This window comes from Terrabacter carboxydivorans (assembly GCF_039532035.1).
GTDB classification, from domain to species: Bacteria; Actinomycetota; Actinomycetes; order Actinomycetales; family Dermatophilaceae; genus Terrabacter; species Terrabacter carboxydivorans.
On sequence record NZ_BAAARE010000004.1, the window covers coordinates 134,413 to 153,416 of the forward strand.

At 71.6% G+C, this 19,004-nt stretch carries 16 protein-coding genes; 4 read left to right on the top strand and 12 right to left on the bottom strand.

Annotated elements, in window-relative coordinates; translation table 11 throughout:
* Nucleotides 1-38: 38 nt before the first annotated feature.
* From ABD297_RS05800 to ABD297_RS05840, 9 genes are all read right to left on the bottom strand, one after another.
* Nucleotides 39-512 (bottom strand): hypothetical protein, encoded by a 474-nt coding sequence (locus ABD297_RS05800; RefSeq protein ID WP_344253852.1) that lies wholly within the window; start codon nucleotides 510-512, stop codon nucleotides 39-41.
* A 438-nt stretch (nucleotides 513-950) separates the two neighbouring features.
* A complete protein-coding gene (locus ABD297_RS05805; RefSeq protein WP_344253854.1) occupies nucleotides 951-1,829 on the bottom strand; it encodes an FAD:protein FMN transferase in 879 nt (292 codons plus the stop codon).
* A 37-nt stretch (nucleotides 1,830-1,866) separates the two neighbouring features.
* Nucleotides 1,867-2,457: an FMN-binding protein gene (locus ABD297_RS05810; protein WP_344253856.1), complete on the bottom strand. Its 591-nt coding sequence runs from the start codon at nucleotides 2,455-2,457 to the stop codon at nucleotides 1,867-1,869.
* Nucleotides 2,458-2,504: 47 nt separating this feature from the next.
* A complete protein-coding gene (locus ABD297_RS05815; protein ID WP_344253858.1) occupies nucleotides 2,505-3,926 on the bottom strand; it encodes a ferredoxin reductase family protein in 1,422 nt (473 codons plus the stop codon).
* Between the two features lie 50 nt (nucleotides 3,927-3,976).
* Nucleotides 3,977-4,948 carry an NAD-dependent epimerase/dehydratase family protein gene (locus tag ABD297_RS05820; protein WP_344253860.1) on the bottom strand — a complete coding sequence of 324 codons (972 nt, stop codon included), beginning with the start codon at nucleotides 4,946-4,948 and terminating at the stop codon, nucleotides 3,977-3,979.
* Complete coding sequence (locus tag ABD297_RS05825) at nucleotides 4,945-6,513, bottom strand: class I adenylate-forming enzyme family protein (protein ID WP_344253862.1); 1,569 nt, start codon at nucleotides 6,511-6,513, stop codon at nucleotides 4,945-4,947. Before ABD297_RS05825 ends, ABD297_RS05820 begins: the two co-directional genes overlap by 4 nt.
* Nucleotides 6,510-7,766 (bottom strand): cytochrome P450, encoded by a 1,257-nt coding sequence (locus ABD297_RS05830; RefSeq protein WP_344253865.1) that lies wholly within the window; start codon nucleotides 7,764-7,766, stop codon nucleotides 6,510-6,512. The genes ABD297_RS05825 and ABD297_RS05830 overlap by 4 nt, the downstream gene beginning before the upstream one ends.
* Nucleotides 7,763-8,554, bottom strand: a complete 792-nt coding sequence (locus tag ABD297_RS05835) for a glycosyltransferase family 2 protein (protein WP_344253868.1) — start codon at nucleotides 8,552-8,554, stop codon at nucleotides 7,763-7,765. The genes ABD297_RS05830 and ABD297_RS05835 overlap by 4 nt, the downstream gene beginning before the upstream one ends.
* A complete protein-coding gene (locus ABD297_RS05840; RefSeq protein ID WP_344253870.1) occupies nucleotides 8,551-9,561 on the bottom strand; it encodes a 3-oxoacyl-ACP synthase III family protein in 1,011 nt (336 codons plus the stop codon). The genes ABD297_RS05835 and ABD297_RS05840 overlap by 4 nt, the downstream gene beginning before the upstream one ends.
* Before the next feature lie 71 nt (nucleotides 9,562-9,632).
* Between ABD297_RS05840 and ABD297_RS05845 the strand changes: the two genes are divergently transcribed.
* Complete coding sequence (locus tag ABD297_RS05845; RefSeq protein ID WP_344253873.1) at nucleotides 9,633-10,898, top strand: cytochrome P450; 1,266 nt, start codon at nucleotides 9,633-9,635, stop codon at nucleotides 10,896-10,898.
* An 18-nt stretch (nucleotides 10,899-10,916) separates the two neighbouring features.
* On the opposite strand, the gene ABD297_RS05850 is transcribed toward ABD297_RS05845, so the two are convergent.
* From ABD297_RS05850 to ABD297_RS05860, 3 genes are read right to left on the bottom strand one after another with little or no spacing between them, the layout of a single operon-like run.
* A complete protein-coding gene (locus ABD297_RS05850; RefSeq protein WP_344253875.1) occupies nucleotides 10,917-11,699 on the bottom strand; it encodes a TSUP family transporter in 783 nt (260 codons plus the stop codon).
* Nucleotides 11,696-12,481: an HAD family hydrolase gene (locus tag ABD297_RS05855; RefSeq protein WP_344253877.1), complete on the bottom strand. Its 786-nt coding sequence runs from the start codon at nucleotides 12,479-12,481 to the stop codon at nucleotides 11,696-11,698. The genes ABD297_RS05850 and ABD297_RS05855 overlap by 4 nt, the downstream gene beginning before the upstream one ends.
* Nucleotides 12,478-14,256, bottom strand: a complete 1,779-nt coding sequence (locus ABD297_RS05860; protein WP_344253879.1) for a proline--tRNA ligase — start codon at nucleotides 14,254-14,256, stop codon at nucleotides 12,478-12,480. Before ABD297_RS05860 ends, ABD297_RS05855 begins: the two co-directional genes overlap by 4 nt.
* Before the next feature lie 550 nt (nucleotides 14,257-14,806).
* On the opposite strand from ABD297_RS05860, the gene mmsA reads away from it, so the two are divergent.
* The 3 genes from mmsA (at nucleotide 14,807) to ABD297_RS05875 (ending at nucleotide 18,915) form a co-directional block, all read left to right on the top strand.
* Nucleotides 14,807-16,354, top strand: coding sequence for a multiple monosaccharide ABC transporter ATP-binding protein (mmsA, locus tag ABD297_RS05865; protein ID WP_344254016.1), 1,548 nt, complete (start codon nucleotides 14,807-14,809; stop codon nucleotides 16,352-16,354).
* A gap of 59 nt (nucleotides 16,355-16,413) precedes the next feature.
* Entirely contained in the window at nucleotides 16,414-17,709 is a 1,296-nt protein-coding gene (mmsB, locus tag ABD297_RS05870; protein WP_344253881.1) for a multiple monosaccharide ABC transporter permease, read from the top strand.
* A 102-nt stretch (nucleotides 17,710-17,811) separates the two neighbouring features.
* Nucleotides 17,812-18,915 (top strand): substrate-binding domain-containing protein, encoded by a 1,104-nt coding sequence (locus tag ABD297_RS05875; RefSeq protein WP_344253883.1) that lies wholly within the window; start codon nucleotides 17,812-17,814, stop codon nucleotides 18,913-18,915.
* Nucleotides 18,916-19,004 lie beyond the last annotated feature (89 nt).

Genomic DNA, 19,004 nt, shown 5'->3' on the forward strand with positions numbered 1-19,004 from the left:
GGCCTCCCGAGGCGTCGGGTGGCTGCTGCGGCGACTGCTCAGAAGGAGCTGTCGGCGGCCGGTCGCAGGTGCGGCACCGGGAGACGAGTCTCCTCGAGGCAGGCACCGGGACGGGCATCGTCACGCACCTCGAGGTGGGTGCTGAGCGCCGCTCGGGCGTCGTCGGCCAGGCCGACCATGGAGGTCCCACGCTGCCGGGCGAGCTCGTGCTCACCGCGGCGCACGGCGTCGATGACGCACCGCACCGCCGACTCCAGACGGACCAGGCCGACGGTGGCCGAAGAGACGCGGAGGCTGAGCAGCACGTCCATGGCCGCGATCTCGTCGCGGCGCTCGAGGGCGGAGGCTGCTCGCGTGAGCCGCGAGTCGAGCATCCGCAGGTAGGTCTGGGCGATGGAGCGGGCGAGCTCGTCGCTGTCCAGCTCGGAAGCCAGGCGAGTCAGGGCGCCGGGATCGAGCTCCTCGGCGGCGAGACCCGGACAGGTCGAGCCTGACAGCCGCTCAGCGGCCACGGCCGGCGCCGCTGACGTGCTGCGCCACTGCGCACGCGCGGGCCCGATGCAGGCCCCGGGCCGGTCGGTACGGGGCGGGCCAGCCTCCCACCAGGTGGCCCGCCCCGATCCGGTTCCCTCCCCCCAACGGAGTCCTCGAGTGGGCCCGCCGTCCGGGGCGGGCGCCGTGACCGCGCTCCTCCACTGCAGGGTCAGTGTCGGTGCTGGCGGTCATGGCACTCCTCTCCCCGGATCGGCGGGCACTCGCCCGAAGGTCTCTGTGTCAGCCGGCGGTCCCCCGACCGTTCCTGCTGATGAGGACGACTCTGCCGGGCCAACTGCAAGGCCCGAAGCCCGTGCCACGCATGGTTTGCGCAAGAAAGTCGCAAGCGGATCCCGGTTGCGGACACCGTGGGGCTTTTGTCCTGCGCCGGCCGCCAGAGGCCGACGGGACCGGGGTCAGAGAGCGGTCGAGAGGTAGTCCGTCGCCCGGGTGGCGAAGGCCTCACTCGTGCGTTCCGACCCGACGAACAGGGCCGTGGCCCAGATGTCGGCCCACAGCAGGGTGGGACCGGTGACCGTCACCGAGCCGGGTCGCCCAACGAGCTCACGGGCCTGCGGGTCGTAGAGGTGGGCACCGCGTGCCGCGGTGCCGGAGGTCGCCACCGCTCCGCGCGCCAGGGTCAGGGTGCTCGCGATCCGCTGGCGGTCGAGCGGGTCCTCGACCCCGACGCGCCACATGATGGCCCCCGGGCCGGTCGTGGGCATGTCTGCGTGCGCACCGACGAGGATGTCGCCACCGGCGTTGATGCAGAAGGAGACTCGCTCCAGCGCCAGCAGCGGGACGGCGGCGCGGTCGACCGCCCAGCCCTTGACGAGGCCGGTCGGGTCGAAGGCCAGGTCGCCCTCGCCCGTCGGCAGCAGCGTCGTGAAGGCTCCCGCGGTGACGACCTCGGCCTCCTGGCCGATGCGCAGCGCCTCCTCGACGAGAGGACTGCACTGCGACACCTGCACCTCCTCGCGCCGCAGGCGCATGAGGTCCGAGTCGTCCCGGTAGGTGGAGAAGATCGAGTCCATCTCGCGAAGGATCCGGAAGGACTCGGCCACCGCCGCCTGCGCCTCGGGACGGTCGACGTCCTCGCCGCGCAGGTGGATTGAGATCGGCATACCCATGATCTGCTCGACCCAGGCGCGCCGGGCGGGAGCACCGACGGCCTCTGGACGTGCCTGCGGGGCAAGGGGTGCCGACAGGGCCGGTAGCACGGGCTTGCCGGCCTGCACGGGCTTGTCGGGCTGGACGGGTGGGACGGGCTGGCCGTCGGTCAGCGGTCGGCTCATGGTGGTTGGCTCCTCGGTCGCCTGTCTCAAGAGTGCCTCACAGGTGGGCCTGGTCGATGGCGGACTGCAGGGACTGCGTGTAGCCGTCCCACGTGTAGGTCGCCCCGGAGACGACGTCGATCTGGGCCGACTGGGCGCTCACGGCCTCCTGGTTGTAGACCGGGACGGCCGAGGAGTTGATCATCTGGTCGTGGCGGTCGTTCATCGGGACCTGCAGCACGTCGGCGGCGGTGATCTTGCCACCCTGGACGGTGATCTGGACCTGGACGTTGCCGTAGCGGGTCATGATCGCGTCGCCGGCATACGTCTTGGCCGCCGACGACGAGCCGGACGAGCCGGACGAGCCGGACGAGCCGGACGAGCCCGACGTCGACGGGGACCCGCTCGAGCTGCCGGCGGAACCGTTCGCGCTGCTCGTCGAGCCGGTGGGCTGCTGGCCCGAGGAGTCGGTCGCCGACGCGGACGAGGACCCCGAGGTCGACCCCGTGCTGCCGGAGCTCTTGCTCGTCGTCGTGACGGTGCGGGTCTCGGCGGCCACGAGGGCCGTGGAGCTGCGGGAGGTGCTGTAGCTGAAGAGGAGGACGAGCACGGTCAGGGTGCTCATGGCCCAGAGGACGATGCGTCGCATGGGGAGGCTCGTTTCGTTTTCGGTGCGGTGCTGGTGCGCGCAGTGGGTCAGTAGGTGAAGCGTTCGTGGTGCACGGCCTCGGCCGGGACGCCGGCCTCGTGGGCGGCGGCGATGACGGTGTCCATCCAGGCGGGGTGGCCGCACACGTAGACGTCACGCTCGGCGATGTCGGGGACGATCCGGGTGAGCGCCTCGGCGTCCGTCAGGTGCTGCGAGTCGACGGGCAGCCAGCTGGCGCGTTCGCGGTTGCGGTGGCCGACGACGGCGACGACGCGGCCGCCCTTCGCGCGGGTCAGGTCGAGCAGCTCGTCCGCCAGGACGATGTCGGACTGGCTGCCGACGCGGTAGATGACGACGACTCCGTCGGGCGCGGCCGGGAGCGCCTCCAGGATGGCTCGCAGCGGCGTGATGCCGATGCCGGCACCGATCAGCACGGCCTTGTCGCTGGTGCGCACACCGGCGTGGAGCCGGCCGTACGGCCCCTCGATGAGCACCTTGGTGCCGGGACGCAGCGTCGTGAGCCGGGCGCTCGAGGCACCGACGGCCTCGGCCGTGATGCGCAGCGAGCGGCCGTCGGGTGCAGCGGAGAGGGAGTAGGGGTTGCCCCGGGTCCACCCGGCGCCGTCGAGGAAGCGCCACTGGAAGAACTGGCCGGCGCGGACGGGGAGACGGTCGAGCCGACGACCCGTCATCACGACGGAGGTCACGGTGGGTGACTCGGCGACGACCTCGGAGACGACGAGGCGGTGGCGGGTCGAGCGGACGAGGGGCAGCCCCACCCGGTAGACGAGCACGGCGACGAGCGCGAAGGCGTACAGCCCCCACCAGAAGACGGTCGCCGTGACGCTGGACTTGAAGTCCTGGCCGGTCCAGAGCTGGTGCGGCAGGGCGAGGCCGGCGCCGAAGTAGGCGTAGAGGTGCAGCAGGTGCCAGGACTCGTAGCGCAGCTTTGCCCTCGCCTTCTTCACCGACGTCACGACGACCATGACGAGCGCGACGGTGCCGGCGAGGGCGAGCAGCATGCCGGGCGAGTGCAGCACCTGGTCGACGAAGGTGGCGATGACGCCCATGTCGGTGCCGGCGCTGTAGCCGATGGTGGTGAGGACGATGTGGGCGACCATGAGGTTGAACGAGGTGAAGCCGACGAGCCGGTGGACGCGGGCGAGCTCGTCCTGGCCCCAGGCCTGCTCGACGAACGGGATGCGCGCCATGAGCAGCACCTGCAGGAGCATGAGCACCGAGGCGACGAGTCCGGTGAGGCGACCGAGGTTGATGAGGCTCTCACCCGGCGTGCCGAAGGCGGTCAGCCCTCCCCCCGCCACCCAGAGGGCGACGACGAAGAGCGTCACACCCCAGGCGAACACGGCGGACGCGTCACGCCACCAGACCGGCGTCGGGGCAAGGGCCTGGCGCCGCGACGCGGCCGGCACCGAGAGGTCGCGGCTCTCGGGGAGGGCGAGTGAGGTCATGACAGTCAGATTCGTGCTCGACCCTGTGCGTGTGCTGTGTCACACGGATGTCACGGGTGTGAGTCGTCGCTCGCGCCGTCGGCGTCTGCCGTGGGAGCGGGACGCCACCGCGAGAGGTCGGTGGGACCGGGCTCGACACCGAGCCGCTCCCGCAGGAGCGTCGTGTCGAACACCCGGCTCACGGCGAGGTGCGACACGGCGTATGCCGTCAGCACGGGCGGCGACGACGCGCGGAGGAGCCGCGCGGGTCCCTCGAGGGCGAGCGCCGCGGTCCACGCGGCCAGCGAGCCGGTGAAGAGCGGCCTCTCGGGCCAGCGGTTCGCGATGGCCACGCCGGCGGCGACAGCGGCCAGCCGAAGGGGGGCGGCATCTGCGACGTTGAGAACCGCTGTGCCGCAAGGGATCTCGCACGCGGCGGCTACCGCCTGCGCGACGAGGCGGACGTCGGTGAGGTGGACGAGCGTGTCTGGTCCACCGGGACAGACGAGTCTGCCGCCACGTCGGGCGCGGGCGAGCCGGGGCAGCAGCGTCGGGTCGCCGGGGCCGTGGACGGCGTGGGGGCGCAGCACGACAGTCCCCTCACGGTCGAGGACGACCCGCTCCTGGGCGGCCTTGGCACGTGAGTAGGCCGAGAGCGGCCGACGGCTCGGTGCCACGTCCTCGGAGAAGTGGTGTCGTGGACGCCGCGGCGCGCGGAGCGGGTAGACGCTGCACGACGACACGAGCACGATCCTCGCCCGTGGCCACGTCGTCAGCACGGCGCCGGTCCCGTCGACGGTCACGGCTCGGTGCACGGGCCAGGGGTCCCACTCGTCCACGTGCGCGGCAGCGTGCACCACGACGTCGACCTCCGGCGGGTCCGCCAGCGGCCCCGTCGTGAGGTCCCACGGACGGTGCACGAGTCCGGGCCGCGGTGGCACGGGGCGGCGGCTGAGGGCCAGCACGTCGTGGCCCCGTGCTAGCAACAGCTCGACGACGACTCCCCCGACGAAGCCGCTGGCCCCCGTGACGGCCACCCTCATCGAGTGCCCTCCGCCAGCCTGCTGGAGACGACCGGGCGCAGCGCCTCCAGGTCGACCTCGGCCGACCGGCCCCGGCGCGGCACGATGTCGACCGCGACGACGTCGTCGGGGCGCCAGGCGTCGTCCGCGAGGCTCTGCCACAGCCGGTGGACGCGTCGGGTCAGTCCGTCGTCAGCGCGGGACGGGCGGCCCCCGTCGGCACGCACGAGTGCCAGCACGACGCGCTCGTCGCCCGTGACGGGATCCGGCATCCCGACGAGGGCACAGTCGGTGATCGCGTCTCCGAGACGGTCGAGAAGAAGCGGCTCGACGAGCTCGGGGTAGATGTTGGCCTGGCCCCGGATGATCATGTTCTTGGCGCGTCCGGCGAGCAGGATCAGGCCGTCGCCGTCGAGCTGCCCCAGGTCCCCGGTGCGCACCTCGTCGTCGGGTCGTTCGCCCGCCAGTCGGTGTCGGACCTGGGGACCGCGGACGACGATCTCCCCCACGCCTGCGTCGTCGGGTCGGTCGATGCGCACCGACACCCCCGGCAGCGGGCGCCCCAGGCAGGTACGTCCCGGCGGCGACCCGAGCACCTGCTCGTCCGTGGCGACGGCGACGGGCAGGGCCTCGGTCAGCCCGTAGACCGCTCGGACGGCCACCTCCGGTGCGAGGGAACGGATCCTGCGGACGGTGTGGGGCAGGACCGGTGCACCGCCCATCGCGACGTGGCCCACCGTGGGCGGCAGGCCACGGGAGGCTGCCGAGAGCATCTTGGCCGGCACGGCATACGCGTGGGTGGCGCGCTCCCGCTCCGCCTGACCCAGCCACGCCGCGGTGGACGCGGTGACGGGTGGCAGCGACCACACTGCGCCGGCGGCGAGCGTCGGCAGGCCGATCATCAGCTGGTCGGTGTGCATGACGACGCGCTCGTCGAGCCCGAGCGCTACGACTGCTGCTCGCACGCCTGCCGAGAGCGAGGCAACGGTGTGCACGACGGCCCGCGGCGCTGTCGTGGAGCCGGAGGTGAACACGACGAGGGCGTCGCGGACCGGGTCCTCAGGCTCGGGGACCGCGACCTCACGGGGCAGGTGCTCCCACCGGGTGGCCCGGCGAGGCACCCCAGGCAGCCGCGGCCCGGTGACGACGTGGACGAGTCCGGCCGACGACAGGTCTGGCAGCCTCAGGCCCGAGGTCGCGGGCAGGCGTGCCAGCAGGGACGAGAGGGGGCGTCGGGTGGCGGCGTGGACGACCGTGTCCGCGACGGCCGCCCGCACCGGCACCGTGCGTCGCCGCACGTCGAGCAGGGCCTCGCCGGCTCCGGGGTCGGCCACGACGACGACACCTCCGGCCAGGACGACCCCCAGCGCGGCCGCCACGGCGCGGGGCGACGGACGGACGGCGAGCAGCACGCCGTCCCCGGCGACGAGCCCCGTCGACGTCAGGTGGGAGGCGACGCCGGTGATGCCTGCGGCGAGCTCGCCGAACGTCACGGAGCGACGCCGGTGGTCGCGGATGGCGATGCGACCGGGGTCGTCGGCAGCCCGCGCGAGCACCGCGGCCACGACGTCGGGGGTGGTGCTCACGCCGACCGGCTCGCGGGGTGCAGCGGCCGGCCGTCCCCGGTCCCGTGCCCGTGGCGCTCCCCCGGCTCGCCAACGCCTTGCGTGCGCACGGTGAGCTCGGCGTAGCGCGGCACGAGGACTCGACGGGCCGCGCGGCGGGAGGAGACGACGAGTCCCTCCTCACCGGCCACGTCGAGGAGCATCGACGTCATCGCCCGCAGCTCGGCGAGGGCGAGCGGTGCCCCGAGGCAGAAGTGCGACCCGGCGCCGAACCAGAGGTGACGAAGGTCGCCCGTGGCCGGGCGTCCCGGCTCGAAGCCACCGTCGCGCCGGGTGGCCCACCAGAGCAGCACGACGACCCGCTCGTCCGCGCCCATGCGGACCCCGCCGAGCTCGGTCGCCCGGACGCAGCGACGCAGCGTGGCCAGACTCGGTGTCGTCATGCGCAGGCCCTCGGCGACGACGTCGTCGACGTCGCACGAGGAGGGGCCGCCGGGCGTCAGCAGCCCGGCGTCGGCGAGCTGTCCGGCGATGCGTGGGAGCGCGCAGCTGACGGTACCCGTGCCGGTGAGGAAGAGCGCAGCCGCCAGCGAGCGCGCATCGTCGAGCGAGACACCCTGTCGCGCCAGCCGACCCATGACGGTGTCGGATGCCCTTGCGGCATGGGCGGACTCGGCCGCGTCCTGCACGACGGCAAGGGCCGAGCGAGCCCTTGCGACGGCGGCGTCGTCGAAGGAGCGCGTGCGCCAGCTGACCATGGACTCGATGGCGTCGCTCGCCCGGAGCAGCACCGCGGGGGGCGTGTCCCGGTCGAGTCCCACCACCACGCCGATCGCGGCAGACGACACCTCTCGGGCGAGGCGCACGACGTCGACGTCCTCACCCCGTCGGAGGCTCGCCGCGGCGGCTTGTACAAGGGGTCCGGCGGCCGCATCGCAGACCTCGCGCACGACGCGCGACGAGAAGAGGTCGGACAGCGAACGCCTGAGGGCGTGGTGCTCGTGGCCCTCCATGTTGAGCAGCACCCGCTCCCCCAGGACGGGCGTCCAGAGGGCACCCGAGGAGCCGGGGCCGTTCTTGGCGAACCGGTCCGGGTCGGTGAGCACGGTGCGGGCCACCGCCGGGTCGGCGACGAGCACGCCGACACCGGGCACTCGCACGACGGCGCGTCCCGAGACGGCCGCGTCGACGACGCGGGCGACCACCGGGTGCGCCGAGCGGATCAGCCGCGACTCCCACCTGCTCCCCGGGTCCGCGCCGGCGAGGGCTCTCACGCGATCTCCCGCACGTCGACCACGTCGGGGCGATGGCCGTGGTCGAGGTACCAGCGCAGCGTGTTGCGCAGGCCGTAGGCGCGCAGCCGCCGGACGGAGGCGTGCACGACGAGGTCACGGCGGTACTCGACCCGCGAGCTGACGCGCCGCACCCGGTTGACCAGCTCGCGGTCCTCGTGCAGCTCCTCGATGGCGGTGCGCGGGAAGCCTCCGCACGCCTCGTAGGCGGCGGCGCTGACGCCGAGGTTGCAGCCGGGGCTCATCCGGTAGGGCCCCTTGAGCTCGGGCGACCGGTTGCTCGGACGGAACCTGCCGAACGCCTGGCAGAAGCCGATGACCCCCGGCAGCACGACCCGCTCCCAGGGCCGCAGCCGCACCTCGTCGGTGCGCGCCCGCATCGGTCCGGTCACGAGGTCGGCCCCCTCGATGAAGGCCCGGCGCCCGGCCGCCGTCCAGTCCCGCACGGGCAGCGTGTCGGCGTCGGTGCGCAGCACGTGCGTGGCACCGTGTGCGATCGCGTGGCGCACACCCGTGTCGGACGCGGCGCCCGTGCCCTTGCGGGTCTCGGTGATGACAGAGACGCCGAGTCCGTATGCCGCACAGGCCGTTCGGACCTCGACCGCCGTCCCGTCCGTGCTGGCGTTGTCGACGACGACGAGGCGGAAGTCGCGGTCGCGCTGTGCCGCGAGCGCCGCGATCGTGCCGGCGATGCCGGCCGCCTCGTCGAAGGCGGGCACGACGACCCAGAGCCGGACCTCACCGGCTCCGAGGGGTGCCGGTCCCGTCACCAGCGCACCGCCATCGTGCCGACGCTGATGCCGCCCGCGAGCCCGACGAGGAGCACCGGCGCGCCCGGCTGGGCGAGATGGCGGCGCTCCAGCTGCTGCCACTGCAGGGGCAGCGTGGCCGAGGCGCAGTTGCCGTGGTCCGGCAGCGTCTCGACGACGAGGTCACGGCGCAGGCCGAGCCGCGCGGCGAACACGTCGAGGTAGGGCATGGCCACCTGGTGGACGGCCACCGCGGCGAAGTCCTCGACCCCGAGCCCGTCGGACTTCAGGGCCCGGTGGATCTCCTCGACATCGACGCTGTCGAAGGCTTGGCGCAGGCGCGCGCCGTCCATGACGAAGTAGCCCTTGTCGACCTCACGGGGGTGGCGCGTGCCGCCGGCGGGCAGCTGCCCCACCGACCAGTGCCGCGACTCGGCGGTGAACCACCGGTGCAGGATCTCGCCGCGCGACCCCTGGGCGGCCCGCTCGACGAGGCAGGCGGCCCCGGCATCGCTCATCGTGTAGCCCGGCACCGACTCCACGAACTGCGCTGCGTCGCGCACGTCCCAGCGGGCCGCACGCGAGGGCATCTCGCCAGTGACGACGAGGACGCGGTCGTGCTGCCCCATCGCGATGAGCGCCTCGGCGACCTGCACGCCGTTGAGCCAGGAGTTGCAGGCGTTCTTGACGTCCATGACCGGGCAGCGGGCTCCGAGCAGGTCGGCCACGATGTGCGACGTGGCGGGCTCGACGAGGTCCTGCGAGGCCGAGGCGAAGACGAGCAGGTCGACGTCGGAGATCTCGAGGTCGAGGCGGGCGAGGGTGGTGCGCGCGGCCGCCGCAGCGAGGTCGGACGCCTGGGTGTCGGCACCTGCGTGGTGGATGCGCCGGACCCCGGTCAGGCGTCCGAGCACGCCGGTGGGAGGGACGAATCCGCTGCTGGAGCCGATGACGCGGGCCTCGACCTCGTCGATGGTCATGGCGTTCTCGGCGACGTGGGCGCTGACGCCGGCGATGCGAACGGACATGCGCGCGTGACCCCTCCCTGGCTCGGCGACCGGGCCCTCCCGGAGCCGTGCGGGCAGTTTACGGTGAGCCCATGGAGCCCGTGCTGAGCCGACGTACTCACCCCGTGTCGTCACCCACGGGCAACCGGCTCGCCTCGATGCACGAGCGCCGCGTGATCCGGTCGGCCGACCCCCGTCTGGGTCTGCTCGTCGCCCTCGCCCGACGCGGTCCGCGCATCGTCCAGGTGCCGCGCCTCGGCTGGGTCGTCCGGGACCCCACGCTGATCCGTGAGCTGCTCGTCGACCACCGCTCCACCTCGCTCCTCGGAGAGGGTGGCGTCGGACACCTCTGGTCGCAGGTGCTCGGCGACTGGGTCGAGGACCTCTTCGACGGGCGCGGTCACCACTCTCTGCGCACCAGGGCCCGCGACCTCTTCACCGAGGCCGCTGCCCGCGACCTCGTGGCACAGGCGGCCGGTCCCGTGACGGACCTGGTCCGGGCCCGTCTGGCGGCCGGCGGCAGCGTCGACGTCGCCGACCTCGCCCGGGTGCTCGTCGGACGGCTCGTCGTGGCCATGCTCGGCATCGACGTGGCGACGTTCGCCGGTGAGGCCGCCGCCGCGGGACTCGACGAGGACGGTTGGGGCGCCTACCGGCTCGTCTTCGCCCGCGGTGAGGAGCTGGCCGCCCTCGCGCTCGGCACGCAGGCGGACACGCACCTGGGGGCAGCCACCGTCGACCGCGCCCGCACCATCCTCGGCACGCTCACCGGAGGGGTGGCGACGGCATACGCCTCCTCGCCGGAGACCACCGTGCTGGGTCGGTGTCGAGCGCTCGGCGTCACCGAGCAGGAGGCGACCGGGCTCGCTTCGCTGCTGCTCGTCGCCGGCACGGAGACCGCTGCCAGCGCGATCGCCCGGACGGCCGCCCTGCTCGCGGACACCGGCCAGGCGGCCCGGCTCTCCGCCTCCGGCGGAGACGAACGCGACCACCTCCTCGACGTCGCCGTCCGCGAGGGTCTGCGCGTCACGACCCCCGTCATCGGTCGCCACGTGACGCGCGACGTGAGACTCGGCGGCCGCATCCTGCGGGCCGGTGACCGGGTGCTCGCCCTGACCTACGTCGCCAACACCGCGCCCGGGTCGCTCGACCTCGACCGGCCCTACCTCCCGGACAACCGGCACCTGTGGTTCGGCGCCGGCCGCCACCTCTGTCTCGGCGCGCCGGTCGCCCGGGCCGAGCTTCGCGCCGTCCTGGCGGCGTTGGCCGACGCCGGGCCGTGGACCGTCGTCGAGCGGGAGGCGGCCCGCGGCGTGCTCATCCCGACCTACCGTCGACTTGTCGTCGCCCGCCCGTGAGCCAGGCCGCCCGACCTGTCAGGGCCACCAGCCGAGCAGGCTGCCGCTGATCTTGACGATGAAGGCACTGACGATGACGACGAAGACCGCCCGGACGAAACCGCTGCCCTTGGCGACCGCTGTCCGGGCCCCGACGTAGCCGCCGAGGAGGTTCGCGGCGGCGATGACGAGACCGACCTTGACGATGACGAGACCCATGGGTGCGAAGACGGTCAGGGCTCCGAGGTTCGTGGCGAAGTTGGCGATCTTCGCCTTGGCGCTCGCCTCGAGGAAGTTGTAGCCGAGCAGGCCGACGAGGGCGAAGACGAGGAAGCTGCCGGTGCCGGGCCCGAGCGCACCGTCGTAGGCCCCGATGACGAAACCGGTCAGCATCGCCAGCACCGTGTGCCGCGCCCCGTGGAAGCGTCGGATCGACTCGGAGCCGAGGTCGGGCTTGAAGAGCGTGTAGGCGCCCACGAGGACGAGCAGCACGAGGATGATCGGGTTGAAGGCCGACTTCGGGATGTGCAGGCCGATCAGCGCCCCGCCGATCGAGCCGACGTAGGCCACGGCCGCCATGGGCAGGGCGGTGCGCAGGTCGGGCCGGACCCGGCGGTAGAAGGTGATCGAGCTCGTCGCCGTGCCGAAGATCGAGCCGAACTTGTTGGTCGCGAGCAGCTGCGCGGGCGAGGCACCCGGCAGGCCGATGAGCAGCGCCGGCAGCTGGACGAGCCCTCCGCCGCCGACGACGGCGTCGATCCAGCCGGCGACGAAGGCGGCGGCCGCGAGCAGTGCGAGCGTCGTGAGCGTGGGGTCGCTCACGCCTCGTCCGCCTCCTGGGCCTCGTGGTTCCAGAGGGCGACGATCCCCGCGACGTCGAGCAGCTCGTGGGCCACCGCGTCCGGACGGGCCTCGACCGCCGTGCGCTGTCCCGCCGGGATGTCGGAGTGCGGCACGAGGATCGCGCGCATGCCGACCTGCTGCGGCCCGTGGACGTCCTCGAAGATGCGGTCCCCGACGTAGACCGCGCGCTCCGGCGCCACCCCGAGCGCATCGCACACGGCGTGGAACGCGTCCGGGTGCGGCTTCACGACGTGGATCTCGGACGAGTAGACGTCGGCGTCGAGCAGGTCGAGCACCCCGTCCCGCTCGAAGACCTCCCGGTGGTAGTCGCGGGTCCAGATGGTGTTGGAGAGCACACCGACCCGGATGCCCTTGCGCTGCAAGGACTCCCACAGTGGACGCACCTGCTCGTCCGTGTGGGTGTGCGGCTCCCAGAAACGCTGGTATGCCGCGAGCGCCAGGTGGTGCCGGTCGTGCTCCGGGTCGACACCGGCGGCCTCGAGGATCGCCGCGATCGACGCGCTCTCGTGCCTCTCCCGACCGCGTCGCCAGGCGTGCTCCTCCGCGTCGTGGATGCGCATTGCGAGCGAGTCGGCCTCGGCGAGGTCCTCGGCCGGCATACCGGGGTCCTCTACCGGGAGGCCGTGCACGGTGCGCGCGAACACCCGCCACTGCTGCGGCAGGTCCACCTCGTGCCAGGGCGTCAGCGTGCCGCCCCAGTCGAAGACCACGGCCTCCACGGGGCGCCGGGAAGCGGTCACGAGCGCTCGACCTCGGCGGTGACCTCGGCGGTCAGGGCGGCCACGGCGTCGTCGACGGCGACCTCGCGACGCTCACCCGTGCGGCGGTCCTTGATCTCGACCTTGCCCTCTGCGAGGCCGCGCCCGATGACGAGGATCGTCGGGACGCCGATGAGCTCGGAGTCCTTGAACTTCACGCCCGGGCTGACGCCCTTGCGGTCGTCGACGAGGACCGTGAGCCCCTGCACCTCGAGCTCCCGGGCGATCTCCTCGGCCTTGACGAAGAGCGCCTCGTCCTTGCCGGCGGCGACGATGTGAACGTCGGCCGGCGCGAGCTCACGAGGCCAGACGATGCCGGACTCGTCGTGGTTGCCCTCGACGACGCACGCCACCGCACGGGAGACACCGACGCCGTAGGAGCCCATGACGACCGTGACGAGCTTGCCGTTCTGGTCGAGCACCTTGAGGTCGAGCGCCTCGGCGTACTTCGTGCCGAGCTGGAAGACGTGGCCCATCTCGATGCCGCGGGCGGTCGAGAGCGTGTGGTCGCAGGTCGGGCAGGCGTCGCCCTCGCGCACCTCGGCGGCCTCGATGGTGCCGTCGGCGGTGAAGTCCCGGCCGGCGACGAGGTCGATCACGTGCTGGCCGGCGACGTTCGCGCCGGTGACCCACCGGGTGCCCTCGGCGACGCGGGGGTCGAGCAGGTAGCGGATGCCGCTCGTGCCCTCGAGCCCGAGCGCCCCGGGCCCGATGTAGCCCTTGACGAGTGCCGGGTTGGCGGCGAAGTCGGCCTCGGTGAAGGCCTCGACCTCGGCCGGCTCGACCTGCGCGCCGAGGCGCTTCTCGTCGACCTCGCGGTCACCGGGCACGCCGATCGCGAGCGACTCACGGGTGCCGTCGGGGTGCACGAGCATGACGATGACGTTCTTGAGCGTGTCACCGGCCGTCCACGCACGGTCCTCGCGCGGGAAGTGCTCGTCGAGGTGCGCGACGAGGGTCTCGATCGTCGGGGTGTCGGGGGTGTCCTCGGCGTGCGCCGCCGCCGTGCCCTCCCAGCCGACGGGGTCGGGCGCCGGCACGCGTACGGCCTCGACGTTGGCGGCGTACCCACAGCTCGTGCAGTGGACGTAGGTGTCCTCGCCGACCTCCGCAGTGGCGAGGAACTCCTCGCTCTTGCTGCCGCCCATGGCGCCGGCCATCGCCTCGACGATGACGTAGTGGAAGCCGAGGCGGTCGAAGATGCGGACGTACGCCTCTCGGTGCAGCTGGTAGCTCTTGTCGAGGCCCGCGGCGTCGACATCGAAGGAGTAGCTGTCCTTCATGACGAACTCGCGGCCGCGCAGGACCCCCGCACGCGGACGGGCCTCGTCGCGGAACTTCGTCTGGATCTGGTAGATCGACAGCGGCAGGTCCTTGTAGGAGCTGAAGAGGTCCTTGACCGTGAGGGTGAACATCTCCTCGTGGGTCGGACCGAGCAGGTGGTCGGCGCCCTTGCGGTCCTGCAGGCGGAAGATGTTGTCGCCGTACTCGGTCCAGCGACCGGTGGCCTCGAAGGGCTCCTTGGGCAGCAGCGCCGGGAAGAGCAGCTCCTGGGCGCCGATGGCGTCCATCTCCTCGCGCACGATCCGCTCGACGTTGCGCAGCACCCGCAGGCCGAGCGGGAGCCACGTGTAGACGCCGGGGCTGACGCGGCGGACGTAGCCGGCGCGGACGAGGAGACGGTGGCTCGGGACCTCTGCGTCCGCCGGGTCCTCGCGAAGGGTTCGCAGGAACAGGGACGACATGTGCAGGGCCACCGGGTCTCCTCATGTGGTGCTGGGTGCACGCGCGGCCGGGCGGGCGCGCGGGTGCGGAACCTTGGAAGGATATCCGCCGCCACGTGGCGCTGCCGGACGCCGCCCTGTCCACTTCCTGTCCTGACCGGACAGGAAGTGGTCATCTTCTTGACGACGGGCCGGACCACCGGTTCAGTGACCGTGCCGGACGACGCCGACAGGCGACCGACGGGCCGGCTGCCGAGCACCCGCCCACCCGAGAACGACCCGAGAACGACCTAGGAACGACTCACGAACGACCCGCGACCTGCTCATCACCGGCTCACGAACGGCCCCGTCCAGAGATCGTGACGTCCTTGTGACAGAACCGCGCGATGTTCGGCCACGTCGGCCCGAGCCGTGCGGAACAATCGGGACGGGCGTACGCGCCTCACGAACACCACAAAGGAGTGTTGACGACCAGATGAGCAACCCCTCCAACCCGGCTCCTGGATCACCGAGCGCCCCGTCGGGTGCCGACACGGCCGGCGCCGCGGCGACCGCCGCCCCGGCCGGCAGCATCATCCTCGAGATGCGGGACATCACCAAGGAGTTCCCCGGGGTCAAGGCCCTCTCCAACGTCTCGATGGCGGTCCGTCGGGGAGAGGTCCACGCGATCTGCGGGGAGAACGGGGCCGGCAAGTCCACGCTGATGAAGGTCCTGTCCGGGGTCCACCCCGCAGGGACCTACGACGGCGAGATCCACTTCGAGGGTCGACTCTGCGAGTTCAACAACATCCGCGACAGCGAGCACGCCGGCATCGTCATCATCCACCAGGAGCTCGCCCTCATCCCGGAGATGTCGATCGCCGAGAACATCTTCCTCGGCAACGAGACGGCCTCCGGCGGCGTCATCGACTGGCTCGCCACCCGCGTCAAGGCCCGCGAGCTGCTCGCCCGCGTCGGCCTCGAGGAGGAGCCGGACACCAAGATCCGCGACATCGGCGTCGGCAAGCAGCAGCTCGTCGAGATCGCCAAGGCGCTGTCCAAGGACGTCAAGCTCCTCATCCTCGACGAGCCGACCGCCGCCCTCAACGAGGGCGACTCCCAGCACCTGCTCGACCTCATCGCCGGTCTGCGCTCCAAGGGCGTGACCTGCATCATGATCAGCCACAAGCTCAACGAGATCGAGCAGATCGCCGACTCGATCACCATCATCCGCGACGGCCGGTCGATCGAGACCCTGCGCGTCAAGGAGGACGGCGTCGACGAGAACCGCATCATCCGGGGCATGGTCGGCCGCGACCTCGAGTCGCGCTTCCCCGACCACACCCCCGAGATCGGCGAGGTCTTCTTCGAGGTGAAGAACTGGACGGTGCGCCACCCCAGCGTCCCGGACCGCCTCGTGGCCAAGCACAGCGACTTCTTCGTGCGCCGCGGTGAGATCGTCGGCTTCGCCGGTCTCATGGGAGCCGGGCGCACCGAGCTGATGCGCAGCCTGTTCGGCCGCTCCTACGGCACCTACGTCGAGGGCACGATCATCAAGGACGGCCACGAGGTCCGGCTGCGGTCGGTCTCCGACGCCATCGACGCCGGACTGGCCTACGTCACCGAGGACCGCAAGACCCTCGGGCTCAACCTCCTCGACGACATCAAGCGGACCACGGTCTCGGCGCGGCTCAAGCGCATCACCCGTGGCTTCGTCGTCGACGAGCGGGAGGAGTACAACTTCGCCGAGTCCTACCGCAAGTCCCTGCGCACCAAGGCGCCCAACGTGGACGAGGGGGTCGCGAAGCTCTCCGGCGGCAACCAGCAGAAGGTCGTGCTCGCCAAGTGGCTCTTCACCGAGCCCGACCTGCTCATCCTCGACGAGCCGACCCGCGGCATCGACGTCGGCGCCAAGTTCGAGATCTACGGGATCATCCAGCGCATGGCCTCGGAGGGCAAGGGCGTCATCCTCGTCTCCTCCGAGCTGCCTGAGCTGATCGGCCTGTCCGACCGCATCTACACCATCGCCGAGGGCGCGGTCACCGGCGTCCTCTCCCGCGAGGAGGCGGACCAGGAGTCACTGATGCGCCTCATGACCCGGCGGACCCACGGCGGCTCGCAGGCGACCACCACCGCGCGCGAGAGCGCGTGACGGGCGCGCCGGCCCCGACCACTCCCCCATCCACACTCGACACAGCCAGGACTGCACCCATGGACAAGGTCAAGAAGATCTTCGGTGGAGACACCCGTCAGCTCGGCATGATCTTCGCCCTCGTGGCGTTGATCATCTTCTTCCAGATCTGGACCGGCGGGCTGACGCTCACGCCGGACAACGTCATCAACATCTTCCAGCAGAACTCCTACATCCTCGTTCTCGCCATCGGCATGGTGCTCGTCATCATCGCCGGCCACATCGACCTGTCCGTCGGCTCCGTCGCGGCCTTCGTCGGCATCTGCGTGGCCATCGCCATGCGTGACTGGAACCTGAGCTGGTGGATGGGGATCCTGCTCGGGCTCGCCATCGGCGCGCTCGTCGGCGCGTGGCAGGGACTCTGGACGGCCTACGTCGGCATCCCCGCCTTCATCGTGACGCTGTCGGGCATGCTGCTCTTCCGCGGCGCCAACCAGTACGTCGGCAAGTCCAACTCGGTCCCCGTGTCCGAGGACTTCCAGGTCATCGGCGGCGGCTACCTTCCCGAGATCGGCCCCGACACCGGCTACAACAACCTCACCGTGCTCATCGGCCTGCTGCTGGCCGTCGGCATCGTCGTCGGCGCGGTGCGCAGCCGCCGCGCCCTCGTCAAGCTCGGCGCCGAGGTCGAGGACGCCTGGATCCTGTGGGTGCGCCTCGGGCTCATCTGCGCCGCCATCATCGGCGCGACGCTGCTCTTCGGCTCGGGCCGCCCGGGCACGTCCTTCCCGATCTCCGGGATCATCCTCGCGGTGCTCGTGCTCCTCTACGGCTTCATCTCCAACCGCACCGTCATCGGCCGGCACATCTACGCCGTCGGTGGCAACCGGCACGCGGCCGAGCTGTCCGGCGTCAAGAGCAAGAAGGTCAACTTCCTCGTCATGATGAACATGTCGATCCTGGCGGCCCTGGCCGGCATGATCTTCGTGGCCCGCTCGACCGCCTCGGGTCCGTCCGACGGTGTCGGCTGGGAGCTCGACGCGATCGCGGCCGTCTTCATCGGTGGCGCCGCCGTCACCGGTGGTGTCGGCACCGTGGTCGGCTCCATCGTCGGAGGCCTCGTCATGGCCGTGCTCAACAACGGCCTCCAGCTGCAGGGCATCGGCGCCGACGCGACCCAGATGATCAAGGGCCTCGTCCTGCTCGTCGCCGTCGCCTTCGACGTCTACAACAAGTCGCAGGGCCGCGCGTCGCTCATCGGCATGATGATGAAGAACTTCCGACGCGGCTCCGACGACGACTCCTCGGCCCCGCCGCCCCCGTCGGCGGCGACCGAGACCACCCCGGTCAGCGAGACGATCCGCCAGTCCAGCTGAGCGGTCGACCCACCGCTTCACCCCACAGACCCGGTCAGGGCGCCGCCCGTGACCGAGAAGGATCCGCGTTCCGCCCGGACGCGATGAGAGGAAAGAGAGCACATGCGTACCTTCACCAAGGTGCTGGGCGTCACGGCTGTGGCCGCCCTTGTTCTGACCGGTTGCGGTCGGAGCAGCGACACCGGCACGACGCCGGGCGCATCCAACGGGGGCGCCGCTGCGGCTGGCTTCCCCGCCGACGCGGTCATCGGCGTCGCGCTGCCGCAGAAGACCTCCGAGAACTGGGTGCTCGCCGAGCAGCTGTTCAAGGACGGTCTGTCCGCGGCCGGCTTCAAGGGCGACGTGCAGTTCGCCAACGGTGGTGTGTCCGAGCAGCAGAACCAGATCTCGGCCATGGTCACCAAGGGCGCCAAGGTCATCGTCGTCGGTGCCATCGACGGCTCGCAGCTGGGCACCCAGCTCAAGGCCGCCAAGGACGCCGGCGCCAAGGTCATCGCCTACGACCGCCTCGTGAAGAACACGGCGGCCGTCGACTACTACGTGGCCTACGACAACTTCAAGGTCGGCGAGCTCCAGGGCCAGGCCCTCCTCGACGGCATGGCCAAGAAGAAGCCGAACGGCCCGTACAACATCGAGCTGTTCGCCGGCTCGCCCGACGACGCGAACGCCCAGGTCTTCTTCGACGGCGCCATGAAGGTGCTCCAGCCGAAGATCGCCGACGGCACCCTGAAGGTCGTCTCCGGCCAGAAGGACTTCAACCAGGTCGTCACGCAGGGCTGGAAGGCCGAGAACGCCCAGAAGCGCATGGACACGCTCCTGTCGGCGAACTACCAGAGCGCTGCGCTCGACGGCGTCCTGTCGCCGAACGACACGCTGGCCCGCGCGATCATCACGTCCGTCAAGGCCGCCGGCAAGCCGGTCCCGATCGTCACCGGTCAGGACTCCGAGGTCGAGTCGGTCAAGTCGATCATGGCGGGTGAGCAGTACTCCACGATCAACAAGGACACGCGCAACCTCGTCAAGGAGACCATCGCCATGGTGTCCTCCCTCCAGAAGGGCCAGACGCCGACCGTCAACGACACCAAGTCGTACAACAACGGCGTCAAGGTCGTCCCGGCCAACCTGCTCCCCCCGGTCATCGTGACCAAGGAGAACGCGGCCCAGGCCTACGCGAACGACCCGACGCTCGAGCCGCTCACCAAGTGAGCTGACCCCAGCGCCCAGTCGTAGCCTGCGAAGGCCCGCCCCCTTGCGGGGCGGGCCTTCGTCGTGTTGCGGGCAAGCGTCCGTCACGG